The organism is Priestia sp. FSL W8-0524 (assembly GCF_038005965.1).
Lineage (GTDB): Bacteria > Bacillota > Bacilli > Bacillales > Bacillaceae_H > Priestia > Priestia zanthoxyli.
Genome location: NZ_JBBOUG010000001.1, coordinates 217693 through 237692 on the forward strand (window position 1 = coordinate 217693; position 20000 = coordinate 237692).

Genomic DNA, 20000 nt, shown 5'->3' on the forward strand with positions numbered 1-20000 from the left:
GAAAGGCTTTTTATGTGGAGAGATTATAAAAATGAGCTGTATTTCGATATAAAAAATCATATGTCTCCGTTACAGAAACCCTTTTGAGACGTGCTATTTCCTGAACGGACTGATGCATCATTGATGGAACCGTTGTCTGGTTTTGAAAAGGTCCTTCAAATGGCCACGGACCATCTGTTTCGACCATCAAGTAGTCAAGAGGGTAATCTGTGGCAAGCGCTTGGATTTTAGGTTTATATACAATATCAGGTGTAACGGAAATATAGTAGCCGTTGTTTTTCATTCGTTCAACGGTTTTTTTAGCTCCTTTGAACCAGTGGAAGTGAGCTTTAGGCACAGAATGTTTTTCTAGTAAGTCGCACACGATCTCAGCATCTTCATATACAGCGTGAAGAATTAACGGTTTCCCCCATTTTTTTGAATGAATAATAAAAGCTTCAAGCAGCTCCAAATAGGGCTCTAGAGAAAGAGTATAGGTCTGACTTAAGTAATAAGGTAGGCCAACCTCCCCAACAGCGATCATTTCTTCATTGTTTTGATCAATCCAAGCAAACAGCTCCGCTAATTCATTTGAAGAAGGCAGCATTTGTTCAGGGTGAAATCCGTAGGCAGGTTTCACGCAGGAATATAACTTGCTGATTTTTTGATTAAGTTGGCAAGAGTGTAATGTAGAAGATACAGAAATAAGCGCTTGTAACGAAGGATCCTGCTCAACTATGTCTTTCCAGCTTTTCTGTTCATATTGATCTAGATGAATATGCGAGTCAATAATGCGTTTCATAAATAATGCTCCTCTCAGCCTATTTTGTTTAAAAATAATACGTAAGAGAGTGTATGATGCTGTTAAGCCTCCACTTCATTTCTTATTTGTTTTCTGTTCCCCCATTTAGTAATAGATGAGAACGTATAAACAATAAGAGCTAACCAAATAAAACTAAAAGCAATAACATGAGCTTTTGTTAGCGATTCATGGTATAGAATGACTCCTGCTAGCAAAGACAAGGTTGGTGAAATATATTGAAGAATACCAAGCATTGATAATGATACTTTTTTAGCACTTTTTGTGAATAATAGGAGTGGTAAAGCTGTAACTACTCCACTGCCCATTAATAAAAGACTTGTTGAAAAAGAATCAAAAAACTGCAAGTGTGATTGAAACGTAAGGTAGCCTATGTATGCTAATGCAATAGGGGAGATGACCATCGTTTCAAGAGTTAATCCAATCGTTGAATCAGCTTTAATCTTTTTCTTTGCCAAACCATATAATCCGAAGGTAACAGCTAAGCTAAGCGAAATCCAAGGAACCACACCATAATGAAGACTAAGCGTTAAGACGCCGATTCCTGCTAGTATAAATGCAAAAATTTGAGCCCCGCTTAATCTCTCTTTTAAGAAAATAACACCTAATAAAACACTTGTTAGGGGATTAATATATTGTCCAAGGCTCGCTTCTACTATTTTTCCATTAATGACAGCCCACATAAAAATGCCCCAATTTGCACTAATAAGTACAGACGCAGTAAAAAGGGACCAGAATAAGGATGGTTTTTTCACTATTTCTTTTATAAACGTAATGTATGTACGCCATTTCTTTGTCATTAATAAAAGAATAAGCATAAAAATAAAAGACCAAAAAACGCGCTGAGCTAAAATCTCACCTGGTGCTACGTGGTGAACCAGCTTCCAATAAATTGGCGTGAGCCCCCACATAAGATAAGAAAGGACCGCATATATCACACCATCTCTGTCGTGATTTAAGTTCATGTGAAACCTTCTTTCTAACATAAGATAAAATCAGTAATAAAAGTCATAGATTAACATAAAAAAGCAGCATAAACGATTATATCACAGAGAAAAACGATTCTTCACATGTTGAATGGCTCAAAAAAGCGCTATGCGCCAGGTCATTGCTTTTCTATGTCTAAAATAAAATCAAATTGCGTGTTTCTAACAAGGTAAGTGCTTACACAAGTGCGTATGATAAGCGTTCCTTCAGCTTATATTCAAGTGGTTATGAAAAACAGTTGATTTCCCCATTATAAACTGTCAAGCTTAGGGAAGAAGAAAATCTTAGAGGAAAGAATATATAGGTGACGAATATGATCGAAATAAAAATGTCTACGATAAGCGACGGAGAATTTAACAGAGGTGTATTTGCTAAGCAAGATATTAAAAAAGGAACGCTTATTCACGAAGCTCCTGTTATCGCTTATCCTAATAAAGAGCATGATTTTATTGAGAAAACAACACTAGCGGATTATGCTTTTGAATATGGAGTGAATCATACGGCTATTCTTTTGGGATACGGTATGCTGTTTAATCACTCGTATACACCCAATGCTACGTATGAAATTAATTTTGACAATCATACCTTTGATTTTTATGCATATACGGATATCCAAGCAGGAGAAGAAATTCTCATCAACTATAATGGAGATGAAGATGATCAAGAGCTCCTTTGGTTTGATCGTGAAGATGAAGAAGAACAAAAGTAAAAAGGTAAGCCCATCGAAAATCGATGGGCTTTTTATTATGCTTTTTTATCTGGATACATAGTAGAGTTCAAACGGATGAATTGGTAAATATGCGTAATAATAACTTTTAAAACGGCATATCCAGGAACGGCTAAAATAATACCGATGATTCCGAATAAGTTTCCGGCGGTTAGAATGACAAAAATGACCGTAATCGGGTGAATATCCAGGCTTCTTCCCATAATTTGCGGAGAGATTACTTTGCCTTCAAGCAATTGAACAACTGCCCAGACAATGGCCAGTTTTACAAGCATGAAAGGAGACGTAATAAACGCAATAATAATGGCTGGAATAATGGCGATAATAGGACCAAGGTAAGGGACAACATTGGTTACCATGGCGATAATCGCTAGAAGTAATGCATAATCTAACCCAATAATCAGATAGCCAATGAAAAGCAGTACACCTATACAAATCGCAACAAAAATTTGCCCGCGAATATATGCGCTTAATGCGTGGTTCATGTCGGCTAAAATGAATTTAGCTTCAGAACGAGAGCGGTTTGGAAGCAGTTTTACAATGTAATTAGGTAAGTTTTTCCCATCTTTTAATAAGTAGAAAAGAATAAAGGGTAAAACGGCAACCGATAATATAATTTCTGTAATGGTGCCGACAAAGTTCACAATACCGCTTGAAAATCCAGAAACATATTTACTCAAGTGTTTTGATGCATCTTTTGAAATCTTATCTAGGTCCGTGTTAGCCGACTGAAGGCCTTGTTCGACATATCGGTTATTCGAAAGGTTCGTCACCGCATGCTGAACGTCATGCGTCAGCTCTGGGATATTATCAATAAGACGGTCAACTTGATTTTTTAGAGGCGGAATAACCGATGAAATAATAATGGCTAATGCGCCGATAATCACTATGTATAAAACAAGAATGGAAATAATTCGTTTTACACCTTTTCGTTCTAAAAAGTCAACAAGCGGATTAAATAAATAAAAGCAAATTCCTGCTAAGATAATCGGCAGTGCGATTGTTTTAATAAAAATAGAGATAGGAATTAAAATAAATCCGATTTTTGATAACGAAAAAATAGTCATGCTGAGAATAAAAATAATAATTGTATATACAACAAATTTATTATTTAAGATTTTTTCTCGGAAAAAAGTTCCTTTCTGAGGTCTAGGTTCCAAGCTGTTCAACTCCTTTAAAAAGTAAATGTATAGTTATCATACCCTGATTTAGACTAATTTAAGAGGGTTTTTTACAAAGAAGTGTGCATACTAGTAGAAAATCTTCTAGAAAGAAGGGGTGAAATCATTGAAAGAAGACAAACAGCCCTCGTATCGTGATTTCTCTACAGTAGAAAAAAGCCACGAGTATATAACCGCTGAAGAATTTCCAGACGGTCCCTTCGGCTCTCCGGTTAATCAAAAACTGGGGAAATCTACTTCATGGGAAGAAGGGCAGCGAACGTATAGCGCATTTAATTATGAAAACAAAAACCTTCATGAAAAAGCTCAAAGGTTATTCCCAGGGGCGCACCCTGTACATGATAACCCAAAGGAACATGAACAAAATCCAAGCTAATGTTTTTATTTTTAATAGGAAATGAAGAGCGCTTCTTTCTTGCTTGCATTGATATATGTATAGAATAATGTCTGCCAACTGCGATATCAAAAAGTCTTTGATATGTTTAGTATATGTCGATTTATCTTTTTGTTAAATCATGTTGACAACAAGCGGTTTAGCCTGTAATATAAAACGTAACTTATCAATGTTTCTACAGGATTCGACAAAATTTGATTTACTTAAACTTGTGATCTCAACTTCTATTTACAGCTATTAGAGCGCTGTAAGTAGAAGTTTTATTTATGTTATCGATCAAAAAGAAAAAAGCAGGTCTGCTCAAGCAGGCCTGCTTTTTTTATTATTGAACAGCGTCAAATTTATTTACTTTCCACTGAGAATTAGATTTATAGAATGTGACAGTTCGTTTTACACTGCCGCCATCTACAGTTGGAACTGTGAATTCATAAGAGCGAACTGTTGCTGTTTGACACACAAGCTTTGTTTTTGCTTTTGACCACTCTAACATGCTGAATCCGTCGCCGATTGGATGTGCAAGTTTGCCGTTATATGTGATATAGCCGTAATTTGTTAATCCTTTTTCTACTGCACTATTTGTAAATGTCTCAGATAAGTAGCTTGATAGCTCAGCTTTTGTATCAAATTCAGGGCAAAGGTACACGTACTCAGTTCCTTTATATTCAAATGTACGTTCTGTACATGGTTTGTTTTTATAACCGTGCAGAGCACTCCAGAAATGATTGCTGGCACTAGCTGCAATTTTGACAGCATTTGCATCCGTTAGTGTTGAAGATGTTGTTTGTGCTGTAACTCCAGTGCTTAGTGTAAAGAAAATAGCGATTGATGATAAAACTAGTCCAATTTTTTTCATTTCTAACTCACTCCTAATTAATTAACCTTATTTATGTAACAATTATGTGTTTTATATTTCTTTTGTTACATTTATATTACAATAAATCTGTAATAAAAGAAAGTGTTTTGTCTTTTTTTCTTAAATTTTTTTAGATTTTTACTAGTTTCTGAAGTAGATATAGTAAATAAATTGCGGATAAATGTTGATTTATCAGGATTTTTAAACCGATTTTTCTATTTTATATTCGTTTTGTTACAAATAATCTTTTTTGTAACAAAAATGTAATAAAAGAAGCTGAATACTTTTAGGATACAGAAAAATAAAGATAAAACGGTGAAAAAGCGATTTTAAAAGTTTATTTTCCTTTTTTTGGGCATATTTCTTTTTCGGTTTTGAGCTTTTTAGTAGAGTAGATTAAGAGGAGGCGAAATCATGAAAGTCATTATACATAGTGAGAAAAGCGGTATAGCAGGCATGAATTACAGAGATCTTCAGGAGATGCCCCCTGAAAGAGGAGAAGTAAAAGTAAGGTTAAAAACAGCAGGTTTAAACCGGAGAGATTTATTTGTTATGAATAATCGAGGCAAAGGAGATAAGCCGTTTATTCCCGGTTCAGACGGTGCAGGTATTATAGAAGAAGTGGGAGAAGGCGTAAAAGGTTTAAAAATTGGAATAGAAGTGATCATTAATCCAAGTCTGGAGTGGGATCGTATAGAGGACATTCCGTTTACGCCTAAAATTTTAGGTGGTCCATCGAATGGAACGTTTGCAGAGTATGTAATCATAAAAGCGGATAATGTTGTGCAAAAGCCGCCTTATCTATCTTGGAAACAAGCGGGAGTTCTTTCATTATCAGCTTTAACTGCGTATAGAGCTCTCTTTACAAAAGGGCAGTTAAAAAAAGGAGAACATCTACTTATTCCTGGTATAGGGAGCGGAGTCGCGACTTATGGCTTGTTATTCGCAAAAGCTATCGGAGCTGACGTAACGGTTACTTCTAGAAGTGATGAAAAAAGAAAGCAAGCCCTAGAGTACGGAGCTGATTATGCATTAGACAGTGGAAGTAACCTAAAAGAAGAAATCAACGATAGAAAAGTAGATATCATACTTGATAGTGTGGGGGCAGCTTTATTTCCGACGTATTTTGAAATACTAAAGCCAAATGGAAGAATTGTTAATTTTGGTGCGAGTTCTGGAAATGAAGTTGAATTGCCTCTAAGAACTATTTTTTATCCTCAATTCAATATACTTGGCACATCTATGGGAAGTCAGGAAGAATTTGTGGACATGATGAATTTTATAGAGAAACATCAAATTAAACCAATCGTCGATAGATTCTATCCGCTGTCAGAGGCAGCTGCAGCTTGCGAACGATTAGATAAAGGAAAACAATTTGGCAATATAGGTTTACTTATTTCAGAATAAAAAAATCCCCGGCGCTAACTGGGGACTTTTTTATATAATCAAACGTTTGTTTAAATGAAAGAAACAAGGTAATAACAGGATTTTTAGCAGTTTTTTATCATAACCACCAAGCCAATAAAAAGGTAACAAATCCTCCTAGTATCAAAAATCCCATGCTGTATTTGAGCGTGTATTTAAACAGTTCACCCTCTTTTCCGGCTAAACCTACTGCTCCAGCAGCGACAGCAATTGATTGAGGAGAAAGCATTTTAGCCATCACGCCGCCGGCAGTATTAGCGGCTACGAGAATAATTGGCAAGACATTAATTTGCTGAGCAGTAGTTAGCTGCAAGTTGCCGAACAGCGCATTATTCGATACGACAGACCCCGTTAGAAATACGCCAATCCAGCCAAGAAATGGAGATAAAAATGGAAAATAAGCAGCTGATGTAGCGAGTGCCAATCCAAGTGTAGAGGACTGTCCTGAATAATTTGAAATAAAAGCAAAAGCAATGACCATCATAATCGTCATAATAGGTCTTGATAGTTCTTTTACGGTTTCCAAAAGAGTGGTCCATGCCACTTTTGCCGATACGTTAAGCAAGAAAACTGAAAGGATACAAGCGATAAGAATTGCCGTACCTGTTGCTGCAAATAAGTCTATTTTTAAGACAGCAGCGTAAGGCGTAGGATCTTTTACTAAAGGCGCTGCTTTAATTACGTGATTGTGTAAAAATGGGACGTTAATAAGCAGGTTCAGATGTTCAAGCGCCGTTTTGACAAAAGAAATGCTCCAAGCCGTAACGAGTATCGTTAATAGAATAAAAGGAGACCAAGCCTTTAAAATTTGTTTTGGTGACAGGCTGAAACTTTTAGCTGCTGCCGGGCTTGTTCTTTTAATATAAAAAGCAAGAGCAAGCAAACTCACAATAGAAGATGTGATATTTGGAAGTTCAGGGCCGATGTATGTAACAGTTAAATACTGCGTCAGTGCATAGGAAATGGCTGTGATGCTCGTTGCTTTCCATACGTCTTTTAATCCTTTTATCCCATCCATAATAAAGACAAGTAAAAAAGGGATAAGAAAAGAAATAATCGGAAGCTGCGTGCCAAGAAAATGAGCAATTTCTTTTGGATCAATGCCAGATACTTGTCCTGCGACAATGACAGGAATCCCCATGGCGCCAAAAGCTCCTGAAGCTGTATTAGCAATTAAGCATAGCGCCGCTGCTTTTAACGGTTTGAATCCAAGTCCAACTAGAAGCGCTGCTGTAATGGCAATTGGAGCTCCAAATCCTGCTGCTCCTTCTAAAAAAGCATTAAAGGAAAAAGCAACAAGCAGCATTTGCAAGCGGGGGTCATCGGTTATTGAAATAATAGATTGCCTAATGGTAGTAAACTGTCCGCTTTTGACAGTTAGCTTGTATAAGAACACCGCGCCGATAATAATATAGCTGATGGGCCAAAGTGCATACAAAAACCCATAGCCTGTGGCTCCTAAGACCATTGAGGCAGGCATATCATAAAAATAAATAGCAATAATCATAGAAAGAAGTACCGTAATACCAGCAGCAATGTGTCCTTTTAATTTCAAAAGAGTTAAAGCAATAAAGAAAAAGATGATGGGGATGAGTGCAATTAGTGCAGAAAGCCAAATATTATTTAACGGATTATATACTTGAGTCCACGTCATATTCATACACCTCTACTACATATTTAAAACAAGGGAGCGGGGGAGTCCCCCGCAAAAATCTTTTGATGTTACACAAAAGCTCTGTCGCGAGTTTGCTTAAGAATGCTAGCAGAGTGCTCGAGCTGCTGCTGTTCGTGAGGAGTTAAATTCAATTCAATAATTTGGCGCACGCCGTTTTTATTAATGATAGCCGGCACGCCGATATACACATCAGAAATACCGTATTGTCCTTCTAATAAAGCAGATACCGTTAAAATAGAATTTTCATCATCTAAAATAGCCTTGGTTATGCGTACAAGTCCCATCGCAATTCCGTAATAAGTCGCTCCTTTTCGATTAATAATATGGTAAGCCGCATCGCGTGTTTGTTCGAATAGATGCTGCATATCCGGCTCTTTTTCAATAGCAGCAGTATTGATAAAATGTTCGAGCTTCACACCGCCAATTTGCGCGTGGCTCCAAACAGGAAATTCCGTATCTCCATGTTCCCCCATAATATAAGCGTGGACGTTGCGAGAATCTACTTCGAAATAGTCGCTTAACAAGTAGCGGAAGCGAGCTGTGTCAAGAATCGTTCCTGAACCAATTACTCGTTCGTTTGGTAATCCTGATACTTTTTGTGTAACGTGTGCGAGAATATCAACTGGATTTGTTGCCACTAAAATGATGCCGTCAAATCCGCTGTTCATAATATCTTTTACAATGCATTCAAAAATTTTAACGTTTTTTTCAACTAGATCTAAGCGCGTTTCCCCTGGAGCTTGATTAGCGCCCGCTGTAATAACTACTAAATCAGCATCAGCGCAGTCTTTATAATCTCCAGTCCAGATTTTCATCGGTGTGGCAAATGGCATTCCATGATTGATATCGCGTGCTTCGCCTTCTGCTTTTTCTTTGTTCATATCGATTAACACTAATTCATTGGCAATACCTTGATTGACCATTGAAAAAGCGTAGCTTGAGCCAACAAAACCAGTTCCGATAACGGCAACTTTTCGTGTCTTTGGTGTAAATTGTGTTTTCATTTGTATCATCCTTTGAATTTTATTTTGTGATGTTTTTCACAATGTTAGTGTAACAAGAATAAATACCCTCGGCTGTGATAAAAATCACACCCTTAAAAAAATAGTAAACAATTTTACAGGGCGATTTAAAAAAGGGTTCTTCTACATGAAGTGCCACATTTAGAAAGATCTTAAACGTTTAAAGTGTTGAGTAAAGGCAACTTGTTTTGCAGAAAGCTAAAGAGTTTAACATTCTCTATTTGTATGTTAACAGCCAATAATGTTTCTATAGACCCACACGAAATCCATTTGTTACACTAAGTTTGCTTATTTTGAATAAAGGAGTGGAAGGGATGGAGAACTACTATGAGCAAGCCCAAAAAGGCGCTTGGGTTAGTATCTTATCATATATCTTTTTATCAGCATGTAAACTTATTATTGCGGGTGTCACCGCTTCCTCTGCTTTAAAAGCCGACGGTCTTAATAATGTTACAGATATTATTGCATCAATTGCCGTCTTAGTCGGCTTAAAAATCTCTAAAAAACCTCGCGATAATGATCATCCCTATGGACATTCCAGAGCGGAACATATCTCTTCACTTATTGCTTCTTTTATCATGATGGTCATCGGACTAGAAGTATTGGTCGACGCGGGTCAGTCATTATTTATGGACAAATCTGAAGCGCCTAATTTACTGGCTGCTTGGGTAGGTCTTGGAGCGGCTGCTGTTATGGGTGGTGTCTACCGGTATAATATTAAGCTTGCTAAAAAACTTGATAGCCAGTCTTTATATGCGGTTGCTAAAGATAATTTGTCTGATGCACTTGTGAGTATAGGGGCTGTTGTGGGAATTTTCGGCTCACAATTCGGCCTGCCCTGGCTGGACGTGGTAGCTGCTTTTGCTGTGGGAATTATTATTTGTAAAACAGCCATCGAGATTTTTAAAGAAGCGGCTCACTCCTTAACGGACGGATTTGATGAAGAAAAGTTAGGGCACTACAAAGAAAGCATTGGGCTTGTAGAAGGTGTAAAAGAAGTAGAAGATGTGAAAGCGCGCAAGCTTGGTAATCAAGTCGTGATTGATGTAACTGTTAAAGTAGATCCCCATTTAAATGTTATTAAAAGCCATGAAATTGCTGATCAAATTGAACATATGATGAACGATGAGCATCAGATTAAAGATACGCTTGTTCATATTGAACCTGATGCATACGAAAAGCAAAAATAAAACCAGCACGTTCTTTCGTTATGAAAGGATGGGCTGGTTTTATTTTTGGAGAAATTTGAAATAAATCACAAAAACTTCTTCAAAAATGAAAATGAAAAGCCGTTATTAGTAATATAAAGATTTTTGTAGAAGGGTGAGGGAATGAAGAGGTTAAGTGCAAAGCTCGTAGTATTTTTTAGTATTTTTATAGCTATTTTATTATTAGTTGTTTCAGGGGCTGTTTATCAATTTACCAAAACACAAATAGAAAAAGATGTAGAGATTCAGTCTCAAAGTCAAGTGAAAGAGTTAAAAGAAACGATTCATACGTACTTAGACATGTATAGTCGTTCTTTGCTGACGTATAGTGAAAATGATGTAATCGTTAATTTTGTTAAGCAGGAAGGAAATCAAACAAACCAAGAGAAAAATCCGTATTTTACATGGAATACGGTTCAAAAAGAGTTTACGCAGTTTAAAGAAAAATATCCAAACCTGGCACTTGAATACATAGGCACTAAAAATAAGGGAATGTATTCTGTTCCCAAGCAAGAGTTTGGTTCAAACTATGATCCGACTTCCAGGGTGTGGTACAAACAAGCAGTAGAATCACCTGAAGAGGTTGTTTACACGGATCCATATGAAGATGCAGCAACGAAAAAGACGGTTGTGACGATTGCAAAGGCTATTTTAGATCCAGATACTAAAAATGTGCTGGGCGTTATAGCTACTGATTTAGACTTAGATGCATTAAAAAACATTGTAGGTAAAGCAGAAGTAAATCACGGTGGATATGCATTTTTATTTGATCAAAATGGCACAGCGCTCGTTCATCCAACAGAAGCTGGAAAAAATTTAATGAATCAGCCATTTATGAAAAAAATGTACGAAGCAGACCGGAATAAAGATTTCATGAAGTATACCTTTCAAGGTGAAGAGAGAGTGATGGCATATGATACTCTCGAAGGAACAAATTGGAAGATAGGAAACGCCTTTATTTATAATGAAATGCTCTCAAGCGCTCATCATTTACTGAATGTGATTGTCTGGATTGCGTTAATTGGCATCTTATTATCAGTGGTGTTAACCATCTTTTTCTCAAGAATCATTACGAATCCGATTCGCCGCTTGAAAAACGAAGTAGCCAAAGTAACAGCTGGCGATTTAACAGTTCAGGTTCAGACGAAGTCAAAAGATGAAATTGGTGAACTTACTCATTTATTTAACGATATGGTAGCTAAAATGAAAACATTGATTGGCACGGTTCAGACGTCTGTTGAGACAGTAAAAACGTCTGTTGAAGACTTGAGTGCTGTATCTGAAGAAGCAACTGCATCCAGTGAAGAAATTGGCCGGGCTATCCATGAGATTGCCAGCGGCGCCACGCAGCAGGCTTCTGACGCTGACTCTACTAATCACAAAACGATGAGTTTATCTTCACAAATTGAAGAAGTCATTGAACAAAACGCCGAGATTAATAAAATGACGATTGAAGCTGTAACCATCAATGAAAAAGGCTTAAAACAAATGCAGCTGCTTCGCAACCAAACTACCGAATCATCTCAGACGATTCACGGTGTTCAAACGGTAATGGAAGAGTTAACAAGTAAGATGAAAGAAATTGAATCTATTATTTTTACAATTAATAGCATTTCAGATCAGACAAATTTACTTGCACTAAATGCTAGTATTGAAGCAGCTCGTGCAGGAGAACATGGCAAAGGATTTGCGGTAGTAGCTGAAGAGGTACGAAAACTTGCTGAACAGTCCTCTCAGGCCACTGAACAAGTTCGCCACACGATTGCAGCGATTCAAGGGGAAGTCGCGGCTGCTCGTGAAGAATGCAACCGGACAGAAGAACTTTCAAAATCTCAAGACTTTGTGGTAGGAGACACAGAACAAGCTTTTCGTGAAATTGCTACTACCATTGAGCAGGTGGCAGCGGCTGTCGAACATGTAACAAGCAGCATGGACAGCATTGATGAGCATAAGGAAGACGTGGTAGCGGCCATTCAAAGTATAGCAGCTATTGCACAGCAATCAGCAGCAGGAACGGAAGAAATTACGGCTTCTACAGAAGAACAAATTAGAGCTATTTCTACTGTTTCTCAATCGGCTGAACATTTGCAAGAGATTAGTGAAGAATTGGCGAACTTGATTCGTCAATTTAAAATTAAATAAAAAAGAGCGCCAATAACATATTGGCGCTCTTTTTTATTTAATAGGAAAACAAGTTGCTGTACGGTAAAAAAACCTGCTGATCAGGAGGTGCAACAGCTGACACGCGCTGATGTGTAAACGGGTGTATAAAAGAAAGCTTAATGGCATGTAAAGCTTGCTGCTGATCTTTTAATCTCTTTCCGCCATAAAGCGTATCACCAAGTAATGGATGGCCGATGTGACTCATATGAACACGTATTTGGTGAGTGCGTCCGGTCTCGAGCGAAAGTTCAATAAGCGTTTCATTTTTTGCCATATTGCGCTTTAACACGCGATAAGATGTTTTGGCAGCTTGTCCCGTTCTAGATACTCTTCTTCTCGTAGCGTGATGGCGATCGCGTCCAATAGGTTCATTAACGATTCCTTGCTCTTGTTTCATGAGTCCTTGGACAAGAGCAACATAAGTCCGGTTAATTTTACGTTCAGCCAGCAGCTGGTCAAACACAGAGCTTGCTACAAAATGCTTCGTGAATAAGATAGCACCTGATGTATCGCTGTCCAAACGGTGAACGTGTCTAGGCTTTGTTTTGAGGCCTATTTTTTGAAAATAAGCAGCTACAGCATTTAAAAGAGTTTTTTGGTCCTGCTCTGATGAAGGATGAGTATTTAGGTTTATTGGTTTGTTTACAATTAGCACGTGTTCATCTTCAAACAAAATCTCTATATTAACATTGTAAGGTGTTATTTCATCAGGTTCTGCTTCAAAAAAAGGGAGTGACACTCTATCATTTTCCTTAAGAGTGTTCCTCCATGGTAAAGGTTCACCGTTTATAAGCACATTTTTATTCATCCGAAACTGATGCAGCGTTTTTTTAGGAATACGCCATTTCGTTTTTAAATAATCTTCAATTGTTTGCCCTGCATCATTTTTTGCAATTTTATCTCCTAGCCATTGGCCGTGTATACTCATATTTAATCCCTTCCTTACATACTAGTAAATATCCTTTAATCTTTAAAAAGAACTTGTAAATAATTAGGAGGAAATAACTACCTGAAGTTCTCGTTTTATGTTTATGTTATGCTAAATAAAGAGACATAAGTTAAGAGAAAAAAGGGGGGGTAACCATGAAAATTGCCCAAGCAGCTCCGCCAGAAATGGAGAATTACATAGAAGAGTTGACTGAACAGCTTCGCTATGACTTGTTACCTCGGTATGTATCTGTAGATAAGCTTAATCCTGATGAATTATTAAATCCAGATTATTGTACAGACCATTTATATAATGGCTTACTCGATGAAGCATTGCAAGTCATTAGTAGCCTTCAGACAATAATTGCCGTAATTGAAGCGATTCAACATCGGCCGATTGAAGAAAGCGACTGCGAGCAATTCGAAAAAAATATTGCAATTTTAAAAAAATACGGGTTTTTATTTCCTGTTTCCATTGAGTGTTTTGCAAAAGAAAACAATTTGATTACGTATTCGTATGAATCGTTTTATAATTCATACATAAATTAAAGAGGCTGGGAGAAAAGTATTTTAGCCTAAGTGAAAAACGAACTATTGATCAGCAAGTTTGATGAGTGGTTCGTTTTTTTTATGGTGAATACAACTTCATCTGTTTCGTCCTTCCAGCAGTTGATTGAAGGGCAAGGCGAAGACTCTTGCGGAAAAAGCGGGACAGATGAGACCCCGCAGGAGCGCAAGCGACGAGGAGGCTCAGCGCCCGCCCGCGGAAAGCGAAGCCTTGCATGGAAATCAACGGCGGTGTCATAAGCGGTTCAGTTCATGTATCTGATTTGTTCGTCTTTAGGTTGGATTCATTTAGTTCTGTACCGGCCTCTTTTTAATCATATATTTCAGACTTCTATTGGACATTCAAAAAGAGCTTGTGATATGGTCAAACTTGTATAAATCCATCAAAAAATAAATAGGAGCGAAAACATGACAAAAGCAAAATTATGTTTTATCGGTGCAGGCTTTCACGCATCAACGAACATTTACCCCTCTGTTATTGAAGCGGGAGCAGAAATTAAAGCAATTTCCACACGCAGTATCGAAAGATCAAAAACTGCTCTTCAACGATTTGGGAGCAGCGGTACGCCGTACGATGATTATAAGAAAATGCTAAAGCAAGAAAAGTGCGATGGAGTAGTGGTTGTGGCACAGCCTGAAGATCATCCTGCTTTGGTGCTGGATTGCATTCGAGCAGGACAAAATGTTTATGTGGACAAGCCTTTGGGGATGAATGAAAGAGAAGCAAAAGAGATTTCAGATGCTGCTAAGCAAGCTGGCGTAAAAGTTATGGTAGGTTTTATGAAGCGCTATGCGCCTTGTTATATGAAGTTAAAAGAATTAATTGAAGAAGGTAGCCTAGGAAGTGTCCGTTCATTTCAAGCAAGATTTGCTGTAGACAGTACCCCTTTTTGTAAAGATGAAGAGCAGTTTATGAAGCTTGCTGCCATACATATTGTTGATCTCGTCCGTCACTTGTTCGGCGAAGTCGTTCACGTGACAGGGTTCAGAAATAATCATGGTGAATATATTTCAAATAGTATTTCGCTGAAGTTTGACAATGGCACTGTAGGGAGCCTGTATTTTACTGGCATGACAGCATGGTCTCGAGAAAGTGAAAACTTATTAGTGACATTTGACGATGGCTTTGCTTTTGTTGACGAAATAAATTCATTAACTATTCATGAATCCCAGACTTTTGATGAATTACCGTGGAAATCATTAAAAGAAAACGATCGTGTGTTTACACCTTCTGCTTCACCGATGTCGGGAGCTTATCGAGATCTTTACCTTCGTGGTTTTGTTGGAGAGATGGCTCATTTTATTGAGTGTTGTACAAATGACCAAGAACCTCTTTCCAGTGGGAGCGACAATGTAAAAACGATGAGATTATGTGATCAAATACTGTCATCTTTAATGTAAAGAAAGCTTTAAAGAAAAGAATGTACGATGAATAGCTTACTGCAAATTATGTAAATCATACTAAATAATGTTATGATTAGACAGGTCGTATAAACGAAAGCATTTACCTTTCATAAGATTACAAAACGTTTCAATCTTATTACATATGTTTAAAATGAGCCTAAATGGTTTCTTTTTACGCCTATATCATATACAATGCCCCCTAGATGATTTTTTCGAATAGCTAATAATCGTTTGGGATTATGAAAGGAGATTAATCATGAGAAAACTGATGTATACATTGCTCATTGGGTTAATTGCTGCAGCTTTAACAGCTTGTGGTTCAAACGATGATGCAAAGCAATCAAAGAACGATGATCAAAAAACTGCACAAACTGAGAAGCAAAAAGAGGCTCAGGAAAAGCAGGAAAAGCAAGCAAAAGAAATGCAGAAGAAATTAGATAAACAAAAAGTAGATGAAAAGAAAACCGTAGCAGTTGTAAACGGTAAAAAAGTTTCGGGTGAAGAATATAATGCAGCCCTGGCTACATCACAAAATCAGTACCAACAAATGGGACAAGACCCAACTTCTAAAGAAGCAGCTAAACAAGTAAAGCAGCAAACAATTGACAATTTAGTAGGTCAAACGCTGCTATTGCAAGAAGCTGAAAACAAAGGCTATAAAGCAACTGATGAAGAAGTAAATAAAAAGTTAAAAGAAACGAAAAAGCAGTTCAAGACAGATAAACAGTTCAAAGCGGCTTTAAAAGATGCAGGAATCACTCAATCACAATTAAAGTCTGAGCTGGCTGACAGCATTAAATATCAGCAGTACGTAGATAAAGATATCCAAACACCTGAAGTAACAGATAAGGAAATTCAAGATTATTACGATCAATTTGCAAAACAAAGCCAAAGTCAAGCAAGCGGCAGTAAAGAACAATCTCAAATGCCAAAGCTTGAAGACGTAAAGCCTCAAATTAAGCAGCAGCTTGAACAACAAAAGAAACAAGAAGCATTACAGAAAAAAGTTGAAGAACTTAAGAAAAATGCAAAAGTTGAAGTGAAGCTTTAAATACAAATGAAACGGCCCTTTAAAGGGCCGTTTTTTTGTTATGTACATTTATTGCTTCTTGTCAGTAAAAAGGGGTGCGTGAAAGATTTTAATGTATTTTGACTTATAAGGTAAAAAGTGTTCTGATGGTTTGCCTTTCATCCTATACTTTTCTTATATAGATATAAGAGAAATTGGGGGAGTCGATAAATGAAAAAGGTGGCTGTTTTTTTTGTTGGGCTTGTTTTTTTACTCGCAGGGATGGGTCTGACAGGCAATGCTTCTGCGGCGTCAAATCAACTTATTATCATTAATAAATCTACTAACACCCTTGCTTTTTATAATGGAGGAAAATTAGTAAAGACGTTCAAAGTTGCGACAGGGAGGCAGATGAGTTATACACCAGAGGGTACTTTTAGCATTGTGAATAAAATTAAAAACCGGCCTTATTATAAAGACAACATTCGGGGAGGAGATCCTAGGAATCCACTAGGTGATCGCTGGCTAGGATTAAATGCGCGCGGAACGTATGGCACCACGTACGCTATTCATGGAAATAATAATCCAAGTTCTATCGGAACCTACGCAAGTTCAGGGTGCATTCGTATGTATGATGAAGAGGTACGCTGGCTGTTTGACCGCGTTCAAACCGGTACAAAAGTGGTTATTGGTCAATTTCATTCTCAAAGTTTTGATTCAATCGCTATGAAAAACAAATACAAAATAAGCAGTACTCCAGTTGCCCAGAATCTTTGTAAAACGAAAAAGCTCTCAAAAGGCCAAATTGGTTTTGTAACGATTCAATCACCGATGGTTTTGTTAAAAGAAGAACAAGGAAAATGGGTAAAGATTCGTACGTTAAATCGCGGTGAACGTTATAATGTATATAAAATAGATGGCATTAAAGTCTCTTTAGGACCAGGATTTATTGAAAATTATCCTAATAAAAAAACATCCATAAAATTAGATATTTGCAAATAGAAAATGAGGCTGGGACAAAAGTATTTTAGCCTAAGTGAAAAACGAACCATTGATCAGAATTTTGATTCTTGATTCTTGGTTCGTTTTTTTATTATGGTGAACGCCGGTTTCATCTGTTTCGTTCCTTCTAGCAGTTGATGGGAGGGTGAAGACTCCTACGGCCGCCCGCGGAAAGCGAAGTCTTGCAAGGAAGTCAACAGTGGTGTCACAAGCTAATGTATCCATTTGTTCGTCTTTAGATTGGATTTATTTCGTTATGTCTCAACCTCATTTTTTGAATTTTTAATAATGTTTATTATAATAAAAAACAGGGAAACTAATTGCCTAATGAAGAGAGAGAAAGGGTTGTTTTAGCGTATGTCTACAATAGATTTATCAAAATTCGAGAAAAAAATGATTATTCGTAACATCAAACCGGACGATATAGATGAAATTTTAGCACTTCAAAAGCTATCATTCCCGGGAATGGATCCGTGGAAAAAAGAACAGCTTGAAAGTCATCTGGCTATTTTTCCAGAAGGACAAATATGTGCAGAGTACGACGGGGAAATTATCGGATCTTGTTCAAGCTTGATTGTGAACTTTGATGAGTACGATGATCAGCATACGTGGGACGATATTACAGACGAAGGATACATTACAAATCATAACCCCGAAGGCTACAATCTGTATGGAATTGAAGTAATGGTTCATCCAAAGTATCGCGGCATGAAAATAGGACGCCGCTTATATGAAGCGCGTAAAGATTTAGCACGTGAATTGAACCTTAAAAGTATCATCATCGGAGGAAGAATTCCTAATTACCATAAGCATTCAGCTGAAATGTCGCCTAGAGAGTATGTAGAGCAAGTTATTCATCATAAAATTTATGATCCAGTACTATCTTTTCAGCTAATGAACGGATTTACGCTTATGCGTATAAACCCTGGTTATCTTCCTGATGACCTAGCTTCTAATAAGTATGCAACGCTGATGGAATGGAACAACGTAGATTATGTTCGCCGTTCAAAACGCCATTTTAAAACATCATTCCCAGTGCGTATTTGTGTTGTTCAGTATATGATGAAACAGATCAATTCATTTGAAGAGTTTGCAACACAGGTAGAATATTATACAGATGTTGCTTATGATGCAAAAGCCGACTTCTGCGTATTCCCGGAAATTTTCACAACTCAGCTCATGTCTTTCTTGAATGAAAAGATTCCAAGCAAAGCGGTTCAGCGCGTAGCAGAATATACGGAAGAGTACATTGAGTTATTTACTAACTTAGCGGTTAAATATAACGTGAATATTATTGGAGGATCCCACTTCGTCGAAGAAGATAATGGAGATATCTTTAATATTGCCTATCTATTCCGCCGAGATGGAACAATTGAAAAGCAGTACAAAGTGCATATTACACCTAATGAAAGAAAATGGTGGGGAATTAGCCCAGGAGATAAAGTTGAAGTGTTTGATACAGATTGCGGGAAAATTGCGATCCAAATTTGCTATGACATTGAATTTCCTGAGCTTGCTCGTATTGCTACAGATAAAGGTGCAAATATTATTTTTACACCATTCTGTACGGAAGATCGTCAAGGCTATCTGCGCGTAAGATACTGCTCTCAGGCTCGTGCGATCGAAAACCAAATTTATACGGTTATCGCAGGTACGGTTGGAAACCTGCCTGAAACAGAAAATATGGATATTCAGTACGCTCAGTCTGCTATTTTTGCACCGTCTGACTTTGAATTTGCACGAGACGGTATTGTAGGAGAATGTAACCCTAATATTGAAATGGTGGTTATTGGAGATGTAGATTTAGAAATTCTTCGTCGCCAGCGTCAATCAGGAACGGTTCGTCAATTAAAAGATCGACGCCATGACGTTTACAATATTAAATATAAAAAATAACGCAGTTTCTAAAAACATCATGCAAATGCATGGTGTTTTTTATTTCAACTTTTGCCATAATAAAAACTATTACAATGAATTTTGTGGACTAACCATGGAAAAGAGGGGAAAACATGAGTTTTCATGGACAATCGGTATTACCCGCTGTTCGAGATATGAAGCAATTGGAAAATTTTTTAGTAAGCAATTACGAGTACGGAGTTCTTTTAGACAATCAAGTGGGCATGCTAAAAGGAATTATGAGAGAGGTTCATAAGCATGAAAAAAAGCTAATCATTCATTTAGACTTAATTCATGGCTTAAAGCACGATGAGTATGCGGTTGATTTTTTGTGTCAGGAGTTTAAGCCTGCGGGGATTATTTCGACAAGAACAAACGTCATTTTAAAAGCTAAACAAAGAGGAATCTATGCCATTCAACGGGTCTTTTTATTAGACAGCACGGCTTTGAAGAAAAGCTACGAGTTAATGAAGAAAGTAAAACCCGATTATATTGAGCTTCTTCCTGGAATTGTGCCCACTTTAATCCAAGAAGTCAAAGCTGAAACAGGCATTCCGGTGTTAGCCGGAGGTTTAATACGAACCGAAGAAGAAGTTCGTAATGCTTTAGGAGCCGGGGCTTCTGCTGTTACAACATCAAATAGAGAACTGTGGAGTATTTCAACTTAAAAAAACTGTTTGACAACGCTTTCATCATCTAGTAAACTTCTAGATAAGTTAATAGTTGTGAGGGAGAATAGGAGATCCACGGTATAGCCTTTT

19 protein-coding genes are annotated in these 20000 nt (G+C 37.4%); 12 read left to right on the top strand and 7 right to left on the bottom strand.

Annotated elements, in window-relative coordinates:
* Positions 1-10: 10 nt before the first annotated feature.
* Both NST66_RS01115 and rarD read right to left on the bottom strand, forming a co-directional pair.
* Positions 11-781: a TatD family hydrolase gene (locus NST66_RS01115; RefSeq protein WP_028414331.1), complete on the bottom strand. Its 771-nt coding sequence runs from the start codon at positions 779-781 to the stop codon at positions 11-13.
* A 62-nt stretch (positions 782-843) separates the two neighbouring features.
* On the bottom strand, positions 844-1764 hold the full coding sequence (gene rarD, locus NST66_RS01120) for an EamA family transporter RarD (protein ID WP_310877484.1): 921 nt from the start codon (positions 1762-1764) through the stop codon (positions 844-846).
* A gap of 335 nt (positions 1765-2099) precedes the next feature.
* Between rarD and NST66_RS01125 the strand changes: the two genes are divergently transcribed.
* Positions 2100-2495, top strand: a complete 396-nt coding sequence (locus NST66_RS01125) for an SET domain-containing protein (RefSeq protein ID WP_028414329.1) — start codon at positions 2100-2102, stop codon at positions 2493-2495.
* A gap of 35 nt (positions 2496-2530) precedes the next feature.
* Here NST66_RS01125 and NST66_RS01130 read toward each other — a convergent pair whose 3' ends face one another.
* A complete protein-coding gene (locus NST66_RS01130; protein ID WP_013081622.1) occupies positions 2531-3673 on the bottom strand; it encodes an AI-2E family transporter in 1143 nt (380 codons plus the stop codon).
* A gap of 127 nt (positions 3674-3800) precedes the next feature.
* On the opposite strand from NST66_RS01130, the gene NST66_RS01135 reads away from it, so the two are divergent.
* Positions 3801-4070: a hypothetical protein gene (locus NST66_RS01135; RefSeq protein WP_028414328.1), complete on the top strand. Its 270-nt coding sequence runs from the start codon at positions 3801-3803 to the stop codon at positions 4068-4070.
* 340 nt (positions 4071-4410) lie between these two features.
* Here the strand turns inward: NST66_RS01135 and NST66_RS01140 are convergent, their stop codons facing one another.
* Positions 4411-4941: an IseA DL-endopeptidase inhibitor family protein gene (locus tag NST66_RS01140; RefSeq protein WP_340843028.1), complete on the bottom strand. Its 531-nt coding sequence runs from the start codon at positions 4939-4941 to the stop codon at positions 4411-4413.
* Positions 4942-5355: 414 nt separating this feature from the next.
* Here NST66_RS01140 and NST66_RS01145 point away from each other — a divergent pair, with 414 nt between their 5' ends.
* The gene (locus tag NST66_RS01145; RefSeq protein ID WP_033580674.1) at positions 5356-6348 is read left to right on the top strand and encodes a zinc-binding dehydrogenase; all 993 of its coding nucleotides are present in this window, start codon (positions 5356-5358) and stop codon (positions 6346-6348) included.
* A 97-nt stretch (positions 6349-6445) separates the two neighbouring features.
* Here the strand turns inward: NST66_RS01145 and NST66_RS01150 are convergent, their stop codons facing one another.
* Entirely contained in the window at positions 6446-8026 is a 1581-nt protein-coding gene (locus NST66_RS01150) for a lactate permease LctP family transporter (protein ID WP_033580673.1), read from the bottom strand.
* A gap of 62 nt (positions 8027-8088) precedes the next feature.
* A complete protein-coding gene (locus NST66_RS01155) occupies positions 8089-9045 on the bottom strand; it encodes an L-lactate dehydrogenase (RefSeq protein ID WP_340843029.1) in 957 nt (318 codons plus the stop codon).
* A 332-nt stretch (positions 9046-9377) separates the two neighbouring features.
* Here NST66_RS01155 and NST66_RS01160 point away from each other — a divergent pair, with 332 nt between their 5' ends.
* Together NST66_RS01160 and NST66_RS01165 are read left to right on the top strand one after the other, a co-directional pair.
* Positions 9378-10253, top strand: a complete 876-nt coding sequence (locus NST66_RS01160) for a cation diffusion facilitator family transporter (RefSeq protein WP_028414323.1) — start codon at positions 9378-9380, stop codon at positions 10251-10253.
* A 141-nt stretch (positions 10254-10394) separates the two neighbouring features.
* Positions 10395-12413, top strand: coding sequence for a methyl-accepting chemotaxis protein (locus tag NST66_RS01165; RefSeq protein ID WP_311265347.1), 2019 nt, complete (start codon positions 10395-10397; stop codon positions 12411-12413).
* Positions 12414-12450: 37 nt separating this feature from the next.
* Here NST66_RS01165 and NST66_RS01170 read toward each other — a convergent pair whose 3' ends face one another.
* Positions 12451-13362: an RluA family pseudouridine synthase gene (locus tag NST66_RS01170; RefSeq protein WP_034268071.1), complete on the bottom strand. Its 912-nt coding sequence runs from the start codon at positions 13360-13362 to the stop codon at positions 12451-12453.
* 155 nt (positions 13363-13517) lie between these two features.
* Between NST66_RS01170 and NST66_RS01175 the strand changes: the two genes are divergently transcribed.
* From NST66_RS01175 to NST66_RS01205, 7 genes are all read left to right on the top strand, one after another.
* Positions 13518-13910: a YhcU family protein gene (locus NST66_RS01175; protein ID WP_013081630.1), complete on the top strand. Its 393-nt coding sequence runs from the start codon at positions 13518-13520 to the stop codon at positions 13908-13910.
* 30 nt (positions 13911-13940) lie between these two features.
* Positions 13941-14168 (top strand): hypothetical protein, encoded by a 228-nt coding sequence (locus tag NST66_RS01180; protein ID WP_047751692.1) that lies wholly within the window; start codon positions 13941-13943, stop codon positions 14166-14168.
* 168 nt (positions 14169-14336) lie between these two features.
* Positions 14337-15329 (top strand): Gfo/Idh/MocA family protein, encoded by a 993-nt coding sequence (locus tag NST66_RS01185; protein ID WP_028412595.1) that lies wholly within the window; start codon positions 14337-14339, stop codon positions 15327-15329.
* A gap of 259 nt (positions 15330-15588) precedes the next feature.
* Positions 15589-16383 (top strand): SurA N-terminal domain-containing protein, encoded by a 795-nt coding sequence (locus NST66_RS01190; protein WP_033580669.1) that lies wholly within the window; start codon positions 15589-15591, stop codon positions 16381-16383.
* Between the two features lie 189 nt (positions 16384-16572).
* Positions 16573-17343 (top strand): L,D-transpeptidase, encoded by a 771-nt coding sequence (locus tag NST66_RS01195; RefSeq protein ID WP_033580668.1) that lies wholly within the window; start codon positions 16573-16575, stop codon positions 17341-17343.
* A gap of 357 nt (positions 17344-17700) precedes the next feature.
* Positions 17701-19239, top strand: a complete 1539-nt coding sequence (locus NST66_RS01200; RefSeq protein ID WP_013055260.1) for a carbon-nitrogen hydrolase family protein — start codon at positions 17701-17703, stop codon at positions 19237-19239.
* A 113-nt stretch (positions 19240-19352) separates the two neighbouring features.
* Positions 19353-19907 carry a glycerol-3-phosphate responsive antiterminator gene (locus NST66_RS01205; RefSeq protein WP_033580667.1) on the top strand — a complete coding sequence of 185 codons (555 nt, stop codon included), beginning with the start codon at positions 19353-19355 and terminating at the stop codon, positions 19905-19907.
* Positions 19908-20000: the final 93 nt, after the last annotated feature.